Origin of the sequence: Paenibacillus terrae, from assembly GCF_000943545.1 — a bacterium.
Lineage (GTDB): Bacteria > Bacillota > Bacilli > Paenibacillales > Paenibacillaceae > Paenibacillus > Paenibacillus terrae_A.
Map to the genome: position 1 here is coordinate 1 of NZ_JTHP01000077.1, position 21552 is coordinate 21552.

Consider the following 21552-nt stretch of genomic DNA (forward strand, 5'->3'; position numbering starts at 1 on the left):
CTGCTGTACCTTGAGCACCGTTCCTGTCAGCGAAATCCCGGTGGCCTGATCGTTTTCATACCGGGCATAGCGAATATTCTGTTCCGCTTGGAGATCATAACGGGTACGCAGTAAGCCATCCTCTAACCGTGTCACTGCCCGAACGATGACCAACTCTTTGCCTTGTCCAATGGGTAACGTGATAAGGTCACCTAACGCATAGTATTGCAGACTTTCAATCATATAGGTGACATACGAGCCAGCACGTTCTCCCGGCTTTTCCGCATCCAGCTCATGAAACGTTTTTCGTACCCGATAAAATACATCTCGTTCTACTTTGTACTGTTTGCCTTCTGGCATCCCGAAGAAAACTTTGGGCGAAGCTGCGGTTACCTCTGGCACAAGTACGGAACCAAAGCGAGAAGCAAGACGCTTTAAAAACGCCCAATCCGTCTCCTCATATTGTAAAACAAAAGTATCCAGTTTGGCATAATTAGTTACGGTGTCAATGGCATCTCCATACTCATATTTACGAACCATCGAGGTGACCAGATCATCATAAGTACGGTGAATATCTTGATAGGAACGTTTTTTCAGCTTGATATCCATTTGATAGGAATGGGAAGCGGCCTCCAGTTCAAAGGTATATACGCCTCGTACACAGTGTACGGACATACGCGTAACAATCCCATGGAACAGCCTTCTTAGTGATTGTCCCTGATCATCCAACTGACGAATCACAATCGGCTCATGCTCCATATTTTGACCGATACAAGCTGCTCCCTGTTCTTCGGAGAGCAACCCACTGATATGTAAATAGGCATGATCATTAATGGTACGTGTTATTTGAAGTTGTTCGATGTGTTGTGACTGAAAGGGACCATACAAGCGTAGGCTTTCATATCCGATTCCATCTGATAATATGCTCAAGTGAGTTCATGACTCCTTTCTAGATGTGATGATTATTTCCAAGTAAAGTATGTCATTTTTAATTCGCTTCTGATTATAGAAGACACGGATGAGTACAGCTTTGAGTCGAGATAGATATGTATTACAAGGTTTGTTTGGCATAAAAGGACGAGAGGCGATATTTAATGAACAACCCAGCATATGTATTTATCGGTCAAAAGAGAGATTTTGTTTACAGAATGACCCATTCGTTGGGGTATTTACTATGTGTATTTTTGGAAGGGAGAGGTGTGGGAGGGAAGTGTAGAGTAGAAAATAGGTGGTAAGAAGGAATATATCCCTTCCACCGTCTCGACACACGTGGAGTGCGTGGTAGTGATATATCGAGATGAGAAGCATTGATGTACAAGGGATGGAAGGCAACTTGAATATGTTCCTGCATTCAAAAAAAGGCTTTAGGGTTGAGTACGGGAACATATATTATTTTCATTCACAAGGCATGTGGAGTGCGTGGTAGTAATATATCGAGATGAGAAGCATTGATGTACGAGGGATTAAGAGTAATCCTAGAGAGTAATCTGAGTGCGGATATATATATTATAAAGTAGGTTGAGCGTATAGTGTCAACACAATGTATTGACACTTAGTGGGGTACCAAAACGGCGTAATTAACAGAGGATAGAGAATAACGCAGTCCTCTGTTCTTTACAACCTTTATGAATTAACTGGAGTAATGGTTTGGATAGGGAAGAGTTCGTTAATTTTCATCGAAATACCTTCGTGCACATCTATATCAAGCCTCTTACAAGCTTCTTCATCTAGTTCATAAAATATCAATACTGCATACTCAACATCTGGCATTTTAGTTTCAACATCTTCCCTACAGTTAACTTGGTTCGGTTACAAAATTGCATCTGGCTTTAGATGCGAAATTCTCTAATCCTCCGTCTTGATATTTGTGCAGATAATCGCCTACGGTCTTAGAAGTACGGTGCCAATTTCCGAGATTTGGGGAATGGTTCGATCTTCCAATCGAAAAAGCACAGCCAAATATCGTTTGCGTATTCACTTGGCCGAAGTCTGTTATATCCTTGTTTTACAGCTTCCCGTTTAGCGGTTGAAGTCGTTATGCCACTCACGTACTTTTCGGTAGTCTTATTGTTTATTTACCCGAGTTGAATGTTCGCTTGAAATTCAGTAATTCTTTAAATTATTTTATATGACGACTTCACGTTTGTCTCTTTGATTCCACAAGGATTTCAAACCTGGGTTGTCGAATTGATACGAATAAGAGAATATTTTTTAAAGGACTTACGTTTGCTAACTCCCTGTAGTCACTTCCATGGTTTATCCTTTACTTAATCTACTGTTTGATAGGAGGTCTTTTTGTTCTATGGCTAAAGAACAGGATATGCTTCTTTCCCTGATTACAGGTTTTTATAAGTGGCAAGGCAACTACGGCAAAATTCCAGACGAGCTCTATAAAGGGATGTTGTTATTTATTGGCCAGACTGCTCCCTCTAAGGCTCAACCTCCGGTCGATTTATTTCATTTGCTGCAAATTCTTCATCGCCCATCCAAAGAATGGGGAGTCCCTGACCTCAAAGAATGTTACCCCGAAGATGCTCCATTATTGGAGGAATATGTAGGTCTTTCCCCGCAAGCAGATGAATTTCTAAACCTTCATATTTCCCCACAGGATGCCGAGCAACAGAATATGTACGAGATTCTAATGTATTGCAAAGAAGAAGGACGGCAGTTGCAGCAGGAGTATGCTCTCATCCGCACATTTCTGTCCAATCCACAAAATTCCATAATTACTTCCTTCCAATTGTCTGAGTTTGCTGAGACCTTTACAGATCTTCAATTAACTAACCTGATTAAACAATGCTATGAGGAAATAACGCCTATTATAGCTAACTTCCGAAAATGCCCGAACTGTGGCTGGACCTTGGAATATAGGAAAGATCGTTGGCGCTGCAACAAAGAAGACATCTGTCATTTGCTTGCTGATTTTGAGAACTTGAGTTCTTTTGATTTTGGGAAGGAAAGAGTACTGCGGCAACTGCCCGGAATCCAGAGATTCGTGCTTCTGCCTGGAATGTCTGAATTGCGAATTGCGGAGCGTCTAATCCGAAAAGGGTATGAAGTTGAACTCTATCCCAATGTGGATGAATATGATCTCTCGGTATCAGTAAATGGCAAAAGGGTATATCTTGACGTCAAGGATTTCAGGGATCCTCGTACGCTTGCTAATTTCTTCAACCACCAAACGTCTGCCTATCTGGAGAAGTATAAAGGAAAATGTCTGATCGTTGTTCCAGAGTATCGCAGCCTGCTCTTTGCTTCTTATCGTGAACGAAGTATGGCTTTATTGAACGAAACCGCTCAGGAGTATATAGAAATGATTATGGAGAACGAAATCGAATTATCATTGAAGAAGGTGTTCCTGTGAGACAGACTTATTGGGATATTTCAAAAGATTTGACCACTAATCTTGAAACACTTCAGCTTAATAATTCGGAGATTAATGTACTGGCTAGTATGGAGCTACTAATCACGGGTTGCCAGATTATTGATCCTACGCTCTCAATTTATCAGGCATGGGCGATTCTGGTTGGTTATAATGCCCCTATTCTCAAAAGCATTTCCCGAATGGATATTGTAATCCGGCTAAGGATCTTATTTCCCGAACTACGAACCAAGAAAAATCTACTGAAACGTATTGTTGCATACCAGGAACTGGATAGAGATTATCGATTGTACGATATCAGAGAGGACGGAGCGGCTGGTCGAATTGCTCCGCGCTTTGTTACAGACCGAGCTTCTATCTATCAGAGCATTCTTGAACACCCCATTCCACGCCAATCGAATACAAGGCCCTTTGCAAACGAAGAAGAATTTACATACTCCCGGAGAATTCGGGGCGGACAATCGATCACTTTCCGTGGGAGAATACCTGAATCTATGCTCTCCAATGAATCAGAACTTCTGCCATCATACCGTTCAAAAACTGTATACAAACTCTCAATTCCCTATTCTGGCTCTGCATTAGCGCAAGAGATGGATCAACTACTTGAACCGTCAACGATGTGGATGAGCAGATCCAAATCTGTGATTCTGGAGTCGCTTGATGATATCGAGCAAGTATTCATTTATCAAGGAAATAAACATATTGGAGGGGGACTCGGAGCAGGAAAGTCTACCTTTATGATGATGGAGACTTATCGGCTGGTCAAACAACATGGAGCCAGGGTAGGCTTTATTGAAGGTAGCGTAGCGCAGGCTCTCGAACGTGTTAAAGAATTGCGCAAGCTCGGAATACATGCCGTGCCTGTTATTGGCAGATCCTCAAGGGAAGATCATCTTAGTAACTATTTGTTTGCCAATAGCAATAACATTCAAGAGATTAGTGATTGGCAGAATCAACAGTATGAGTCACTTGCTCACTTATCTGAAATCTGCATCGTTAAAGCATTAGCAGAAGACTATGAACGAAGCAACCGATACCCATGTACCCAGTTGAAGCAAGGTAATATATCTGTAAAATGTCCGCTGGCAAATACCTGCGGTGTTTATAAGGATTTAGCTGCCCTAAAGAATGCTGAGGTATGGGTAGCTACAGCACCGAGTGTTCTTAAGACGCGTATTTCTACTGTGATAGATCCTCTTGAGAGAACCATTTATGAAGCAATGTATGACCTGCTGGATGTGGTCTTTGTGGATGAGGCCGATCAGGTACAGAAGCAGTTCGATGAGACTTTTTTAACGCAGTATAAAGTATTCGGAGCGGCAGACGATATCTTTGAGCAGTTAAGATATGAGTCCAATGAGCTTACTAGAGGGCGTTATGGACAATATGCTGGCGATCCAGTAATTAATGAGTGGAACGATAGACTCCGTATGTTGGAACATATGATCTGGCGTATTTACAACAAATTGGAACTGTCCCAAACGTTGCGTAAGAACATCAGGAATAACCTGATCAGGGTGGCGGCATTAGCAGGTACACTTAGTGAAAAACTCTCTGATAACCCGCAACTGCAGACACAAATTTTCAAGTGTTTTACTGAATACGCTTCAGATCCATACAAGGACCCAAGGCTATCAAGGATTGTCGATGAGGTAGTAGAGACAGAGAGCTTTGAACAGAAAATGAAGCTCCTGGATCAGATTATTTCCAAGGTGAATGGAATCTCAAAATCAAGAATCAAAAAGGAACTGCTATATGCTCAACTTGAATTCTTCCTGTATTTATGTCGGGCAGAGGAAAGCATCAAATTCATATTAACTACGTTTCCAATGATTCAGGCCAAGCTGGGCCTTTCCATTGATTTCTCACCATTGTTTACCATGCAGAAAGATTACCAGGCATTTATGAAAGAAGCTATGACCGGGATTACCTTGGGATATAAATATGACCTCACCGACAATGAAAAGACAGGGAAATTCAAGCTTATTGAATACACTGCGGTGGGACGCCTGCTACTGCATGATTGGCATAACCTTTATAAAGAATGTGATGGGAAAGAGGGACCTGCTGTTATTTTTCTCTCTGGAACCAGTCATGCTCCCAAGTCGGCTCATTATAACCTGGAAACCTCTTCCGAATGGTTGCTTCGAGCAGGGCGTCAAAGTTCTGACATCCAAATGGTTTTTAAGCCCGTGCTTGATGTGGTTCGTGGGGAATTTTATGCGGTGTCAGGTATTCGTGACTCGGATCAGAGAAATCAATATTTAAGTGGTATGGTTCATCAATTAAAACCAGATATTAATTATGAGCTAACTCATTGGAAGAATACTGGTAACAACAGGAGAGTATTATTGGTTGTGAATTCTTATGATGACGTTGAAACAGTCTGTAGTGTTTTTAGGAATGATCGAAATTGGACTGGCAGATATAAGTCGCTTTCAAAGGACGCTACTCCTAAAGAAGATCAGTATTCCAGATTGTTGGTTGAATCCTTTTATCGGGATCGGGGGGAAGTATTAATTGTACCCTTATTGTCCGTGGGAAGGGGATACAACATATTGGATGAACATGGAGAAGCCCTATTCGGTACCGTATTCTTTCTGGTTCGTCCCTACCCTTTACCTAATGATTTGAATTATCTTGTTCAAATCCTGCATGCTTATTTGCCTGATTATTTGTGGAGAGTGCAAGGACAAAACCTCTTTTACGATAAGGCTGTTACCAAACTGCGGCAGATGAGCAGCGGAAAGTTGGAGAATATGTACCTTAAGCCGGATTTCTGGTCTATCTTAAGTCCCAAAGAGCGGGAGATTATGGGCTGGTATACTTTTGTTCCGGTATGGCAGATGATCGGCCGCCTGCTACGTGGGGGTAAAGATGCTCGTGTATACTTCTGCGATGCTAAATTTAATGCCAAACCAGCAGGTAAGACCGGAGGCTACTCGATGCTTGAAGTGTGGGCAGCGATTATGCGCAAAAACAAAAAGGATCCTTTATTTCAAAGCTTGTATGGAACCTTTAGCAAAGCTATTAATAATATGAATATGGGAGGTAGCATATGAATAGAATGGAGCTTTTTGCATTGGAAGTGAACGAGAAGGTGTTCTATCATGAAATGATTCATGTGATGCATATGCCTGTAAGCTGGCGTAATTTCTTCAATACGCAAACGACAGCGCAGAACTATAAGCTTTCTTATAAGGTTGAACCTCTTGGAAAGAAATTGAAAAGTATTTTTCCGGAGATTGTGTATGCAGATTTGAGTTATAAAATTTTACAGAAAGACCTGCCTTGGATTGTTTCCACCGTAAAAATTTCGGAGGCACACATCAAGAAGCTCACACTGAATTGGTTTGCTCATTTGAAAGGATATACAGTGGCAGAACTCCCAGAAGAGATTAAAGATGCCGAGCCGAGATGGGTAACTTCTAGCTTTGGAGAAATCTACGACTCCATTGATAAGTATCAGTGGCTTCCCGGCCTAGCAGCTCATAAATTTTGTGAAGAATCCAGAATCATAGAATTAGGACAAGATATCGTAGAGGAACTTCAGTTCCACCATACGATTTTTAATAATCAGCATGAATGTATCTCAACTCCGATTCGGAAATCTCCAAGGCACGATCCCTATTCATATGTGATGAAGGTTGAACTTAAGAATCGTGGTGGGGATGCAGAGAGATCGCTTATCGTAGTTTCTGTGGGAACACGTCGCTACTTAAAAGACGCACAGATTAATAAGGAGAAGAATACCTGTTATCTAAAAGCGGATCATGCCTGTTCTGTCCTGGTTTCAGTCCGTAATCCATATATGTTGCATGAGAAGCGTTCTTTCTCGCAGCTTAAGTTTGAGCGTCGTGCAGGTGGTGGAAGTCAAACATCTTCATTTGCAGTCTGGAAAACAGCCCTGGATGGCTTGTATTGGGACGTACTGTATGGAGAGTCGTTCGAGCCGGATATGCTGCTCGCCCATCCTGCTGCGTATCTGGATGGTGCAGGTGAAGTTACAGCATATGTAGTCAATCACAATTCTTTCAACGGAAAAGGGAATTTTGTGAAATTCGGACTTGGCCTTGCGGAGAAAAGAGGTCTGTTTAACAAATTTAAAGAGGTTCTTGCAGCGTATCATCTAACGCCATTATTTCATATTCCCGAGATTCCACGTAAGCGAATGAATGATATTCGATTTCCGATCATTGCGCATCAAGCGAAGCGGATTATTATAGAGGTCTTCAGCAGCGAATCTATGTTTAATGCCATGAAAGAAGTCTACACAACTGAACAAAAATCACTGGAGAACAGCCCGATAATCTTTAATCGTCAAATCTCTGAAAATGTATTTGGTCTTAATAGCGATAGAAATGTAACTGTAGAATTCGTACACCGTAGTCCTGAAGGGATTGTCAGTGAGCTGGAAATAGGGACGTATAAAGCCGATGTTGCCCATACAAAGCTGGTCAATCAGATAAACAAGAAATTAACTTCATCGGGAACTCATGGAGATAAACTGGTAGTAGCGCTGGTAGAAATCAACGAGAAAGAAAGCTGGAGCAAAGGTGGTGACCCCAAACATGCAATAAGGGAGGGGATGAAAAAGGCAAGACGTCTTACTCAGTTCATACAACCTTTGATAGATGATGTCAAAGCGGATACTGCCCGAATGATTAACGCTTTGCTAGATTTGCTTAGTGATGCTGGATTCTTAAGTCACAATATTACAAAACTTGATACGTTCGGACGAATTCTATCCTACAATGTGTTAAAATCGGACAATAAATATTTACCAGTCATTTCAAAATTGGATGGCACTGAAGTGACTGTAAAGATATTCGGAGTAGATTCCTGGATAGCATTAGCCGAGGCACCATTTTCTCTGGAGCAGGCTAAGATGCTGGAGAGGCCAAAGAAAGGTAACCAAAGTGAGCAGATCTTTAAAGCATTTATGATCAAAGCTATTGAGGAGGAACTTGATCAAGATTTAGGACAACTTATAGTAATTATAAATGCTACTCTGAGAAATGGCTGGCTTCCTGCAATCCGGAATACGGATCTTCAATACGATGCGGTTCCTTATTTGAGTGGGCGATTAAAAAATGATCCGCGTCTGAAGTTTATCCGTATCAACACGAGGGATGATATCCCGCAGTATCGGATTATAGAAAATGATGATGAAGATAAATATAACAAGGCCTCAGGTATCTTTAAGGATCCCCTGGGGATTTATTATGGTGTCGGTGGAAGGCCGAGGGCTTGGTCTGGTGTGAGGAACGAGGATACCAAGTTTTTGTCCCCTAGCAAAATGCTGCTTCAGCAAAAAGCAGTTGAGTATATTCCTCTTGGGGCGCTGGGTGAAACAGAACGTGATGATCTCGCAAATCTGGCCGATCAATTGCGGAGAATAGGACTGACTTATGATAAGCATACGATTTATCCGTATACTCTTAGAGTGATGAGCATGTTGTCGAAGTATTTAACTGGGGAAGAGAACGATTATGACCCAGAATTTGATGAAGAAGTTGAAATGTTGGATGAAACCAAGGAATTGGTGTAGTCGGTAATTGTCCAGATAATATAATGCTGAGATTGCACTAGGGCTAGGCTAGCCAACATAATCGAAGCCAACGTCAAAAAAGCCTTGAATGTAGAGGCTAATTTATCAAAGCGTGTGCCAGACGACGATAAGTTTAATCCGATTAAAGAAGCATTCAATTCCATTGCGTTCTTTATAAAGCCACCAATCGCAATTTCGTTGAACCTTACGGGATTTTTTACTGGGAACTACTGGATTGGAGTTTTGCCCCTCAAGAGATTTAGAATTGCGTTTGCTTGTATGCTCAATCCGCTAAAGCTGCAGTTCTTGCTTGAAATAGTAGTATTCAATCAAATAGACAATGAAAATCATAGGAGGTCTTATTTTGAAATTATCCTACTATCTCTTCAATGAGAATGTACGAAGTTTTAATCAACTAATCCTATCTAAGAAAGTAAATAAAGACAATAATTATTTTGAATTAGAGCCTCGAGATATTGAACGCGATTTTGAATTTAAGGTTTATATTCAAAGGAATAAATCAAAGGAACCCAAATGGATTAATTTTCTTGAAAATGATTTAGAAATTCCAAATAGAGAAGAAATAAAAAATATGGTTAACTCTTATGTCATTTTAGTTAAGGTAATGAAAGATGAAACCCCATATTTTTTCGCTGTAACAGGCGGATTTGGATTTACTGCAATTAATAAAAATAACTTGGAAAATAATTTTGGGCTAAAAGTAGCACTGAACTCCATTGATTCTAAAGAACTTAAGGCTTTTGATGTAAGAAACTTAGATTTAAAAACAAAACAAAAAAGAGTTTTATTTAACAAAGGTAGTGAGGTAGGAGAATTTGATCTTGATTTTGAACAAGACCTGATTAACTTAGTTTCAGGGAAGTCAAGAGATGAGGAATTTGGCACCTCGGTTAGAGGATCGACCTCCTCGTTAAGTGTAACTAGTGATGTGACATTTTCAAGATTAGGTGACAAATGTAAACAAATATTGGAATTATTCCTAAGTGAAGATTATAAAGAAAACTTCGGATTTATTGATAATATAAAAATAGTTAAAGATGCTGAGACTATCTCAATTTTAAGTTTGAATTTATTTAATGTTCTTAGTGAGCAAGAAACTGATAATCTTTCATTAGCTTACCCTGATATGATTGAATATGAGAAATGCTCGACTTACCAAATAAGACGTGGTCGTAAAAAAGTTGACACCGATGAGGTTACTCTACAGGATCTTTATTCGTTACTTGATAAAGAAATTGAATTTAATTCCCCAAGCGATATAAACAAAATAAAAATAACGGGTTTCGACGATACAGGGAATCCAATCACTTCTGCAGTTTCAATAAATCATTTTATAATTTTCCAAACTGAATATGGTGGAAGTACATTTATATTTTCATTAAACAACTGGTATAAAATAGATAACGATTATTTTGCAAGAATACAAAATGAGATAATGGAAGTACCACTAATTGATAACGCTGATTTTCTTACAGAAATTCAAAATAAAGAAGCAGAAGGTACTTATAATGAAAGGCAAGATTCGGATTACTTCCTATGTTTAGATAAACGAAATTTCCAGGTTCCAAACTCGAGAAGTAAAATTGAAATTTGTGACCTTCTTTCTAGAGATAAACACTTTGTATGTGTAAAGAAAGAAACTCGATCAGCAACTTTAAGTCATCTCTTTGCTCAAGGCTCGGTATCAATGGTAATGTTAAAGGACTCTCCTAAATATAGACAACACTTGGTGCGTCAAGCAATAGAGAAGTTTCCAGACGAGAACTACGATGAGCAGGATTTTCCGTATGGTGAATGTACGTTAGTTTACGCTATTTCAAGTTCAAAATCTAATGATATTCGTACTATTTTACCTTTTTTTAGTAAAGTAAATCTCCTGCATCATGTTGCACTTATCAATAGATTGGGGATGAAAGTTGCAATGTTTAAAATACCTGTAATAGGGGAAATAACTACTGATGAAGAAGATGAAGAATAAGCATAAGCCTTTGATATAACCTATTTTATCTTCAATTGAACCTCATAAAAAATGTTTTTATAAACCAATACCGCTACATCTACATGTGTCTATTTTACGCGAGTCGCACATGCGCGGGTGTATACTTGGGGTAAAACTGCCTGTGAGTATAGGAGATATAGTGGACTTCAAATTATTCTGGTTCCTGCTTTAATTATTTATTTGATGAATATATTTCTATTAATGAAGACCAAATATTAATTTCTGTATTTAGTTCAGCCTGTTATTTTAATCAATCTCCTATGGAAAACGAAGATGCCTTAAATATTAAATCTAAAACGTGTGGATGAGAGAATAAAATTTCTGATTTATCATCTGCTTTGTCAACTGCCGAGAGCCTAGAACTCTCGGTTTTCTTATTTCCCTTAAAAATTCAGCCTTCTTTTTATAAATTTCTTAAATCCCACTCTTTTAAACCGTACATACATTTGGTATAATATAATAGGAACATATGTTCTTTTAATTAATAATATTGGAGGATAACATGTGATCAAAAAAAGACAGTATCAGCTATGGCAATATCAACTTGGCGATGTTACAGAACGAAACGGGGAGTTTTCGCTGGTCTACACTTTAGCAGATGCTAAACAAACAAGCGAAACTTTCATGTATTACATTTTACACGAGAAAATAATGAACAAGAAATTCGATGCTACGCCAGAGTACATAACCAATCAAGATACTTTTAACCTAAAATCCAATAATAGCAAGCCGATCAGAAAAAAGAAGAATCTCCTCCCAATCATGACCATCGAAACTGGACGTGGACGTGGTGAAGAGGATAATGACAAACTCAAACGTTTGCTGGAAAAGGGCTTTACAGCCATCTATTCAAATACAAATGATCAAGAGAGTGCTCGGCATACCTATGTATTTCTGGATAATGTCCTTTCTGGTGCTCAGAACAAAGAATGTCGTCAGCTATTTATACTGGAGAAATATGCTGAAGCGTTGAAAGCATATGTTTCCCTTGGAACTGAACCGACCCAATGCACCGTATCTAAAAACTTGACGCGCAATGCTCTAATGACAACAGATGTGTATCTCTGCCCTGTAGATATGAAGCAATTAACCATCTGCATCCTCCCTGACAAAGAAATACCCATAACGGAAGATGTAGAGATGATTCTTCCATATCATCGTACACCCGAAGAAGAGGACATGTACACTAAGCTCCAAGCCTATATGGAAGAAGAAAAGCACTATAAAAAGCAGCGCCAAAAAATCAGCCAAAAGGTCAAAGATCATAAAATTGAACTTCCTATCGCACCTAACGATAGAGACCAATACAAAACGACTGGTCGCTGGGAAAAAGAGAATAGCAGACGAGTTTCTTTAGAGCACCTTAGTAAGCCTGCATGGAAAGTCGAAAAGAAAGATGGCGTTTCGGTTCCCGTCTGGACAATCGACCAGACTGAGCCGTATGAGAAAAAAGAACTCCCCATCACTCCATGGTCAACAGGGTTGCAATTAGCTGAAGTAAAAAATCATACGGTCATGGAAAATGTATTTGATGGTATGGGTTTGGTCTCAAAAGAGTTAGGGCAACAAATGGAACGATTCCTGGAGGTAGACTATACGATTACAGGTTATCAATTACGCTTGCCAGCGATCAAAGGCTTTTTTCCTTGTGTAGATTTTCATGGATATTTCCGTAAGCATAACGTGAAGCGGATTCAGGATATATTCGGAACGTGGCATGATGCGGATAAGATTGATATTTTGACCACTGAGTCTACTTTTAAAGCGAAGCTACAAGTGATCGGAGAAAAGCCAGACGGTTCAGAGGAGAAAGCTTGGTTATTTCCCTCGATAGCAGCATACCAGTCTAAATTGATTGAGTATGGCTATGATGCGATTGGTATCTCCAATATTGCCAAGCCAGTGCATGAACAATACCGGAAATCATCGTATCAGTTGTTATTGGCTCTTGATCTGCAAGCCAGAGATGTCGTTTGCTTATCCCATGTGCAGGGTGATCTCATATATCGGGCATTAAGTATCTATCGCAAAGAGGAACTGGATTGGGGAGATCTCCGCTATTTGTATGCCTTCTTGCACTTGGTGTATCAGGAAAATTCAGATAATGGAATTGGTAAACAGTGCAGCGATGCTATTCATGCTCTGCACCTTAATAAAAAATTGGTATTCGATCATAAAGTAAGGCAAACGATCAAGGAAGTGATTGATCATAAAATAGATGAAATGGGCTTGGGGAAGTTTTATGTTGAAGCCAAGTATCTATATGTGACACAAGATATTTTAGCGTTTTTGTCTTACGCTGCGGCAGAGGATCACCATACATGGAAATATAAAGGTTTTCTATCTGCGAAACAGAGTTACTGTGGCGGTGCGATATTAGGCCAGAATCTATTTGCAAGAAATCCGATCATGTCCTTCAGTGAAATCACGCGAACCACATTTGTGGATTATGAAGGTGAGGATGCTGAGTTTATTAATCATCTCGACAACATTGTGCAGCTTCCTTTAGGGACAGAGCCAGATCGTCTTGGCGGCGCAGACAGGGACGGCGATGAATTACTGGTTCTGTCTACAGGATTAAACTTGGCAGAGACTCATATTGAATACCTACAGCAGTACAATTTCAAGGTTAATAACGAAGAAAGTGAACACCACGATAAAAATCGGCTTGACCTGTTGAATGAGAATATCCAGCAGCATTTTGCAGAACGATTTCCTGTTCAAGCTAAAGTATCGTTGGCAGACTATGTTATTGATTCACTGGTACAAGTCAACGATGCAGATAAATCCACCGCTCCTTCACAGGAATGGAACAAGGCAAATGTTATTGATTTTATTATTCGCTCTGAAGATAAAACGGGAGAAATCACCGATATCAATACGACGATAGAAAATATCGCTAACGCGCAAGAAGGGCTATTGCAATACAAGTTTCCAATTGCGATCATGAAGCATTTACAAGCCCTATGTATAGATGCATCCAAATCGGGGTTGTTCGATCAGGTTGTCATTCCAGATGCAATTCAATATCGGTTTGGAACGTTGAAGCCACAATTTACATTTTTCAAAGACGGAAAAACCTACAACAAGGATCGTGAGCACATCTCGGCTTTAGATCTGCTTGCCGAGTCCATGTTTTCATTTAAGAAATATATAAATCGAATCATGATAGACGATACGGATCGGAAAATTCGGAAACATCAGTTTGAGAATATCTATCAGTATTTTCAAAATCCTGACTTGGATACAGTGTATGTGGATCAAACCATCAATGCGTTAAAGACAACTTATGATACGTTCCTGCAAATAAATAGAGAGCTAACGCAAGAGAAGCAAAGCCTGAATCCATTCGCATCAGACGAGAAGCAGAAGCGATTGCGAAAAGAAGTGGATACCAAATTTGCGGAGCTATATCGGGAAACGAAGGCAGCAGCAGAACACATATGCGATTGTCCTTCTCTGTTGGCAACGGCTGCTGTGCGGAAGACTTACGTGGACTCCAAAGCGAAAAAATCGAATAAAAATTATTCCTTTTGTTGGGTGGTCGCCAGTGAAGGAATGCTGCAAAATGTACAGCTTCATTATGAGGATAAAGATAAAGCTTATATCCAGCAGGCAAATGAAATTGATCAACATACCTTTGCGTGGCTAGACCATAACTATACCACGGTGATCAAACAAGAAGCTTACACAATACAATGGCCTGAAGGCAAAGATATGAGCATTCCTGATGAGTACCTCAAACGACAGGGTGCGAAGCTCGGTGATCTCATCGACTATAAAATTTCCTTGGTAAGCAGCGAAAAGAGGACATGGAATCCAAAAGAAGTAGCTGAGAAAATAGTGGGTCAGACGTATACCTTGTTTGATGACCGAGGCTGGCTTGGCGTGGCTGAAGGATTGAGCATTGCTCGCAAAGAAGGAGATTCCATCCTCAATTGCTATATGAACAAGTCGATCACCATTAAGCACATTATAAAGACAACAAAGGCTTCCATCATTTGCCGGGCAGACTTCCGAGCTTAACGATGCGGCTTGTCAGCCGGTAGAGAGGGATGTGGAAGAGACTAACCTTTCATATCCCAAACGTTTATAATATGTGGAGGTCAAATATGGAAAGCCATACAATTGTCATTACCCAGTCTCGGATGGCAGGATGGTTGATGTTTAATCGGTTTCATAAAATGGATGAAAAAGTAGATTTAAAGGATTCCAATCGGAAAATATTTATATTCAAGGATTCACCTCCATTAAGGAAGGCCATGGAACAATATAACGAATTTAAACAGGTAGTCGATAACATCTATTAATAAGGGGGATCATAACAATATGACAATAGCTTTAGAGAAGCACGATGATAAACACAAGTATTATACTGACCAATTCACCATTAACGGAAAACGGGTGGATGTACGGAAAAATAGGAATAGCAAGCAAGTAGAAGCTTGGATGGATGGCATTTGGAAGCCGATCACCAAGGAAGATGTGGATAAGCAGTATCGGATACAGTTTGAATATTCTCCATATGAATTAGAGTTTTCATATAATGGTGGCAAAACGTGGTGGACATATACGGACGATAAATATATGACCGATTCGGAACGAGCGTATTTCAAGAAGGAGATCGCGTTTTTTGAGAATTGGGAACTTGAACAACGTATTGAAGAGGAAGAACGGAAAGCGAATGATCCTGCATATCAAGAGTGGCTTGCCGAACAATATGAAGAATGGTTAGCTCATGAGGAAGAGTATTACCGGAGTCAAAGCAATTCTAAGCTTACATCTTATGTCGATATTCCAGATGTGTTCAAACGTGACGAGGAGTCGGCAGGGGAGAATCCACCTTCGGTTGAGCCTTATTATAGGAAATACTTTGAGATAAACGGGAACCAGAAGAAATTTCAGCCTATCTGGTATGGCAAAGATATTTTAGATCAGCATATGAAATGTTTTTCTGATGGTACGTTTTTGTATCGGTATGATCAGGGCGTATATGTCAATGATGGTGAGCGTCATTTGGAGCAATTATCCGTTACCCTGCTGGACAATGAGTTTCGCCATAGTCGGATTAAGGAAGCACGTTATTACATAGAGGCCCAAAGTTATATTGCAGGAACCCAAATGAATCTGTTGGACGACTATATTAATGTGAAAAACGGTTTGTTGAATTGGAAAACGGGAGAGTTAAGGGAGCATACGCCTGAGAGACGGAGCACCATTCAATTTCCTGTTCTATATGATCCTACGGCCAATGATCCTGCTATGCTTCAGTTTATCGAATCTGTGCTTGAACAGGATACGCATGCAACTTTATTTGAAATGATTGGCTATTTCCTGATTCCCACCTTGGAGTATGAAAAAATATTTTTATTCACAGGTACGGGAAGTAACGGGAAATCGGTATTAATTAAAACGATTGAAGCCATGATAGGCAAGGCGAATATATCCAAAGTTAAAATTCAGGATTTGGAAGGAGACAGATCAAGGTTTAAGATTGCTGAACTGTATGGAAAAGTGCTGAATTGCTTTACAGATATCCCTGCGGATGCATTGAACTCTACAGGTAACCTCAAGGTGCTTGCTAGTGGTGAAGGATTAAACGCAGAGAAAAAGGGGAAAGATCCCTTTAACTTTGAGCCGTTTTGTAAATTGTTGTTCAGCGCCAATGAGTTGCCGAAAAGTAGTGATAACAGTGACGGATTTTTTAGAAGGCTGACGGTGTTTCCTTTTACTCGAAAATTTACGGATCAACAAAAGGATACGAAATTAATTCATAAACTGACGACTCCATCCGCTTTATCGACATTATTGAATTATGCGCTTGAGGGCTTAAGACGACTCGAACAACAAGGTGGATTTTCATATTCACAAACGATTACAGAGCAAGTTAAAACGTATCAAATGGAATCCGATACTATTATGCTGTTTATAGATGAAGTGTGTCAGCTTGAAAGTGAAGCTTCAAAACAACATGAAAGCCGAATCGAATGTAAAAGGTTATATACGATGTATTCTGCATGGTGTAAACAAGGTGGATTTAAACCTGAAATGATTATTCGATTTAATAAACATATCAAAACAAAACTTAAGGACAAGGTGTATCAGAAGAAGGCCAGAATAACAAGTGGCAATTCAGTTCCGTGCTGGTTTGGAATCAAAATATAATGTTTCCTATTTGGAGCATCTGTTTCCTGTTCGTTTTCTGTTTTGAATACAATTGGAAACGGAAAAATAGTTTGTTTACATAGAGAATCATGAGTTTGTTTCCATGTTTCCTGTTTTTTTAACTCTTGAGAGAAATACATATAATAATATTTGATCGAATATTATGTGCTGGTGAGGAGTGTATATATGATAAGGAGTGCTCAAAACTGGAAACATGGAAACAGCTTTTAAAAATCCGCTATTATATTGGAGAAATTGAAGCGAAGACAGGAATTTGGTGTTATAAAATTGGAAACAAACGGACGGAGAATAGGAAACATGTTTGTATATGATGGGCTTGTCAGCCCGTAGAGAGGAAGTGATTTGGGATTGAATATATTTCTTTAGCCATGAATTTTAGAGTAAGGGGATGATTGGAGTTGCAAAAGTGAACTTAATGAGCCGCAAAGGGATTGGGTGTGGGAGGGGAAACGGCGGCAGCAAATATTTGTCCGAAGTGTAGCTCAAGCGGAACGAAGGAAAATATTTGGAGAGTTTCCCCTATCCCACAAATAGATTATATATACATTCAGCAGAATTCATACACGTAATCAAGTCATATTATTAACTGGATAGGAATATCGTTTTAAAATTTTCGATTTACATATACAAATTAATCTTGCTGAATGTAGGCTGATATTTTCAAAATTTTAAACCACATGAGTGGAGGCTTGAGCTTTCAAGTTTGAGTGTGTCACGTGACACAATAAGCAAATTTACAATTACAAATTAGATTACATGGGGACTCTGGCTACGAGCTAGGGTTCTTTTTCATTTTGGAAAGGAGAAATCAGGATGATGATATTGTTACTAGCATTAGCCGTAGCAATCTGTATGTGGCTTGGCATATTCTTCACTTTAATCCTGAGTGAACAGAAGGTAAAGGTTAGATTAGAAAGGGGGATCAAGTGGATTGGAAATCAAATTTGTAAACGTAGAAACTCTAATTCCGTACATAAAAAACGCCAGAAATAATGAGAAAGCTGTAGATTATGTAGCAACAAGTATTCAGAGTTATGGTTTTAAAAATCCCATTCTAATTGACAGTAATCATGAAATCATAGCAGGTCATACTCGTCTGTTAGCAGCCAAGAAGCTTGGACTGAAGGAAGTCCCAACAATACTGGTGGATGACTTAACACCAGAACAGGTCAAAGCTTACCGAATCGCTGATAACAAAACGGGTGAATATGCAGATTGGAATTTTGAATTGTTAGCGCAGGAACTAGAAGAATTAAAGCTGGCTGATTATGATCTCTCTCTAACTGGATTTGATATGAGCGAGTGTGAGAAGTTGCTCGATACATTGCACGAGGAAACTGTAGATGATGAGGATGATTTTAATGTAGAAGAAGCATTACTTGAGCATCCGATCACTCGTAAAGGTGACATTTGGCTACTTGGGAAGCATAGGCTAATGTGCGGTGACTCGACTAATCAGCAGGATATTGCAACGTTGATGGATGGCAAGAAGGCTCAGCTTATTGTAACTGATCCACCTTATAATGTGGACTATACAGGTAAGACCAAGGATGCATTGAAAATAGAGAACGATAAAATGGACAATCACCAATTTTATGATTTTCTATTGGCTGCCTATACTCTAATGTTTGAAGTAGCTGATGACGGAGCGAGTATTTATGTATTCCATGCGGATAGCGAAGGATTAAATTTTAGGAAGGCATTTATCGAAGCTGGATTCAAACTGGCACAATGCTGTATCTGGGCAAAGCAAGCAATGGTAATGGGTAGGCAAGATTATCACTGGATGCACGAACCTGTATTGTACGGTTGGAAGCCGACAAGTGGACACTACTGGAACAGTGATCGTAAGCAAACGACATTATGGCAATTTGATCGTCCCTTCCGGAATGAGTTTCATCCCACGATGAAGCCGATTCCCTTGATTAGCTACCCAATTAAAAATTCGAGCAAGCTTGGTGATATCGTATTTGATCCATTTGGTGGTTCAGGTTCAACATTGATTGCTTGTGAGGAAACGGATCGGATTTGCTATACCAGTGAGCTTGATCCTAAGTATGTAGATGTGATTATGAAGCGATATATTGCCCATGTTGGCGATAATAGCGGCGTTTATCTGATTCGAGATGGTAAGCGATATGACTATCATGAAATGGTTGCTAATTCAGAATTAGAGTGCGTGTAGTTAACCTTTTCTTGATAAAAGAGTAGTTATAAATACCAAAATAGAAAACAAGGAGACACTGAAGCTAATTATTGCGTAAGTTTTTCGATTTGCCTTAAGTTCTGAGAAGCCAGAAAATAAAAACATGAGACCGAGGAAAAATTGTGAGAATTTGAATAGAATATGGTCGCCGGGATAAGCAAGTGACCAAAGGGACGTATTATAACAACAGCGGCACATACAAATTTAAGAACTTGATAGATATTCAGTTTTTTAAGCATAGGTAAATTCCCCCACTTCATATACCGTATTATTCGGTGTAACCCCTTTATACAATATTATACAACTATTTGATTCGGAATGGTAAGTAGTATGGTTATGATGAAGTAGTTGCTGAGTCGGCAAGGTCAGAGGTATCATGTGCTGACTAAACCGAAAGGGTGATTCAATTGGGGAAGGCAAAAGTGAATATGGTGATTCGATTCCTGAAGGGCATGCAAGCCGAAAAGGTAAATGTGCTAGGAGTTGAGGAAGCTCAGGAGGATAACGAGTTGATTCAGAAGGTGATCGAGGATATTGAATTGTTTTACGAGGCTGAATTGGAAGGGTAAGCTGATACATATGGGGAATGGGCTATTATAGTCTGTTCCCTTTTTTCGTGCTGGAGGTGAACAGAAGATGAGCAAAAACAATGAAAAACCCAAAAGAAACAAGCCAAAGATACTGACCAAGTATGATCAATTTGTTGTGCCAAGACTCAGGGATATTCCCGTTTGGGTACGTGAAGGGGCCACAGATGAGGAGATAGCGAAACGATTGAATATCCACATTTGGACATTAGGCGATTATCGTAGGAAGCATCCGAAATTTGCGGAAGCATTAGAACGTCCAACTAAATGGGAAACACATGTATACCCTAGATTAGCGGAGATTCAGCAATGGTTCGAAGAAGGCGTGAATGCGGAGGACATTATCAAGAAACTCGACATAGGTAAAACCACTTGGTACGAGTACATAGATAAGCATCCGATGCTGGCTGAACTAGTCAAATGGAGCAGATCTGTCCCTATTTCACACGTGGAAAATTCACTTTTGAAAGCCGCTACAGGATATGAATATGAAGAAATTAAAACAATCATTGAAGAGGACAAAAATGGAAAAAAGAAGACGCGTATTGAGAAGGTAAAACGATATCAGCCTCCCAATCCGACAGCGATGATCTTCTATTTAAAGAACCGCGCACCCAACGAGTGGAATGATCGACGCGAACTGGTGGTCAATACGAAGGCACTAGAACAGGAACGGAAGCAACTATTTTTGGATATGATTGAAGCCGATGTGGTGGATGCCGACTATGAAGCTGTTGAGGAATCGGTCGAGGTTGAGGAAGGATATGTGGAGCCGGATGATTCGCATCCATAACGTTATGCCGTCAGTATTTGTATAGATAAACGCCAGTTTCAGCCCTGAATTAGCCTGTAAATGGCCCAAACCAAGTACATAAGATAGGTTATGCAATCACTGGACTTTGCCCCACATCAACGGTATGATGTGACACACAAGCGAAGGGTGGGGGGCGAATATGGAGTATATTCAAGGGTTTGAAGCACATTTACGTAGCAAGGATCGAAGCGAGAACACCGTTTCCTGTTACATTAGGGACGTGTTACAGTTCATAGCTTGGTATCGGGGCAAGACGGAGTATGGACTGGACAAGTGGATTGAATTGGATGGCGTAGAATACAAGAAGGTTCTGCAAAGCACTAACCAAGCGATACTCACCATCAACCGCAAGATCGCCAGTATCAACGTATTTGCACAATGGATGCATCAGCAAGGCTATATAAAGGAAGAAATACATATCGAAGCGGTCAGGAACAAGGTCGTTCGGCAGTATAAGGGGCTTGAGGAAAAGAATTTGTGGAAGTTACGCAATGAAATTCATCGTATGGGCAATCGAATGCATATCTGTATGATTGAATTACTGCTAGGAACAGGGATACGGGTTAGTGAATTGGTTGGCATCAAGCTGAAGGATATTGAAATCAGTGAACGCAAAGGTTTATTGAGGATACTTGGCAAAGGAAATGCCTATCGAACCATACCATTGAATAAGGATGTACGAAAAGCCATTACCCGATATCTTGAAGTCAGGCCACAAGTGGAATCAGAATATCTATGTATGGGGCAGCGAGGGCCTTTGGAGCGAAATGCGATTAATCTGATTTTGAGCAAATACGGGGATCGAGTCAATGTAAAGGTGACACCAC

General features: G+C 39.9%; 13 protein-coding genes. 11 read left to right on the plus strand and 2 right to left on the minus strand.

The window, feature by feature from the left end; all coding sequences use genetic code 11:
- On the minus strand, positions 1-909 hold a 909-nt coding region (locus QD47_RS25580), incomplete at its 3' end, for a contractile injection system protein, VgrG/Pvc8 family (protein WP_044648757.1).
- Positions 910-2281: 1372 nt separating this feature from the next.
- Here QD47_RS25580 and QD47_RS25585 point away from each other — a divergent pair.
- From QD47_RS25585 to QD47_RS25625, 8 genes are all read left to right on the plus strand, one after another.
- Positions 2282-3343, plus strand: a complete 1062-nt coding sequence (locus tag QD47_RS25585) for a restriction endonuclease-related protein (protein ID WP_044648758.1) — start codon at positions 2282-2284, stop codon at positions 3341-3343.
- On the plus strand, positions 3340-6423 hold the full coding sequence (locus tag QD47_RS25590; protein WP_052646929.1) for a pPIWI_RE_Z domain-containing protein: 3084 nt from the start codon (positions 3340-3342) through the stop codon (positions 6421-6423). Before QD47_RS25585 ends, QD47_RS25590 begins: the two co-directional genes overlap by 4 nt.
- Positions 6420-8912, plus strand: a complete 2493-nt coding sequence (locus QD47_RS25595; RefSeq protein ID WP_044648759.1) for a pPIWI_RE module domain-containing protein — start codon at positions 6420-6422, stop codon at positions 8910-8912. The genes QD47_RS25590 and QD47_RS25595 overlap by 4 nt, the downstream gene beginning before the upstream one ends.
- Positions 8913-9276: 364 nt before the next feature.
- The gene (locus tag QD47_RS25605; protein ID WP_044648761.1) at positions 9277-10911 is read left to right on the plus strand and encodes a DUF6119 family protein; all 1635 of its coding nucleotides are present in this window, start codon (positions 9277-9279) and stop codon (positions 10909-10911) included.
- A 525-nt stretch (positions 10912-11436) separates the two neighbouring features.
- Positions 11437-14958, plus strand: a complete 3522-nt coding sequence (locus QD47_RS25610; RefSeq protein WP_044648762.1) for a hypothetical protein — start codon at positions 11437-11439, stop codon at positions 14956-14958.
- A gap of 86 nt (positions 14959-15044) precedes the next feature.
- Positions 15045-15242 carry a DUF5659 domain-containing protein gene (locus tag QD47_RS25615; protein ID WP_044648763.1) on the plus strand — a complete coding sequence of 66 codons (198 nt, stop codon included), beginning with the start codon at positions 15045-15047 and terminating at the stop codon, positions 15240-15242.
- Positions 15243-15261: 19 nt separating this feature from the next.
- Positions 15262-17097 (plus strand): DNA primase family protein, encoded by a 1836-nt coding sequence (locus QD47_RS25620; RefSeq protein WP_044648764.1) that lies wholly within the window; start codon positions 15262-15264, stop codon positions 17095-17097.
- A gap of 952 nt (positions 17098-18049) precedes the next feature.
- On the plus strand, positions 18050-19303 hold the full coding sequence (locus tag QD47_RS25625; RefSeq protein WP_044648765.1) for a DNA modification methylase: 1254 nt from the start codon (positions 18050-18052) through the stop codon (positions 19301-19303).
- Here QD47_RS25625 and QD47_RS34305 read toward each other — a convergent pair whose 3' ends face one another.
- On the minus strand, positions 19304-19522 hold the full coding sequence (locus QD47_RS34305) for a YczI family protein (protein WP_082067300.1): 219 nt from the start codon (positions 19520-19522) through the stop codon (positions 19304-19306).
- A 209-nt stretch (positions 19523-19731) separates the two neighbouring features.
- Between QD47_RS34305 and QD47_RS32680 the strand changes: the two genes are divergently transcribed.
- From QD47_RS32680 to QD47_RS25635, 3 genes are all read left to right on the plus strand, one after another.
- Positions 19732-19893: a hypothetical protein gene (locus QD47_RS32680; protein ID WP_200893521.1), complete on the plus strand. Its 162-nt coding sequence runs from the start codon at positions 19732-19734 to the stop codon at positions 19891-19893.
- Positions 19894-19960: 67 nt separating this feature from the next.
- Entirely contained in the window at positions 19961-20704 is a 744-nt protein-coding gene (locus tag QD47_RS25630; RefSeq protein ID WP_044648766.1) for a hypothetical protein, read from the plus strand.
- Between the two features lie 160 nt (positions 20705-20864).
- The coding region (locus QD47_RS25635; protein WP_044648767.1) for a tyrosine-type recombinase/integrase at positions 20865-21552 on the plus strand (688 nt) is incomplete at its 3' end.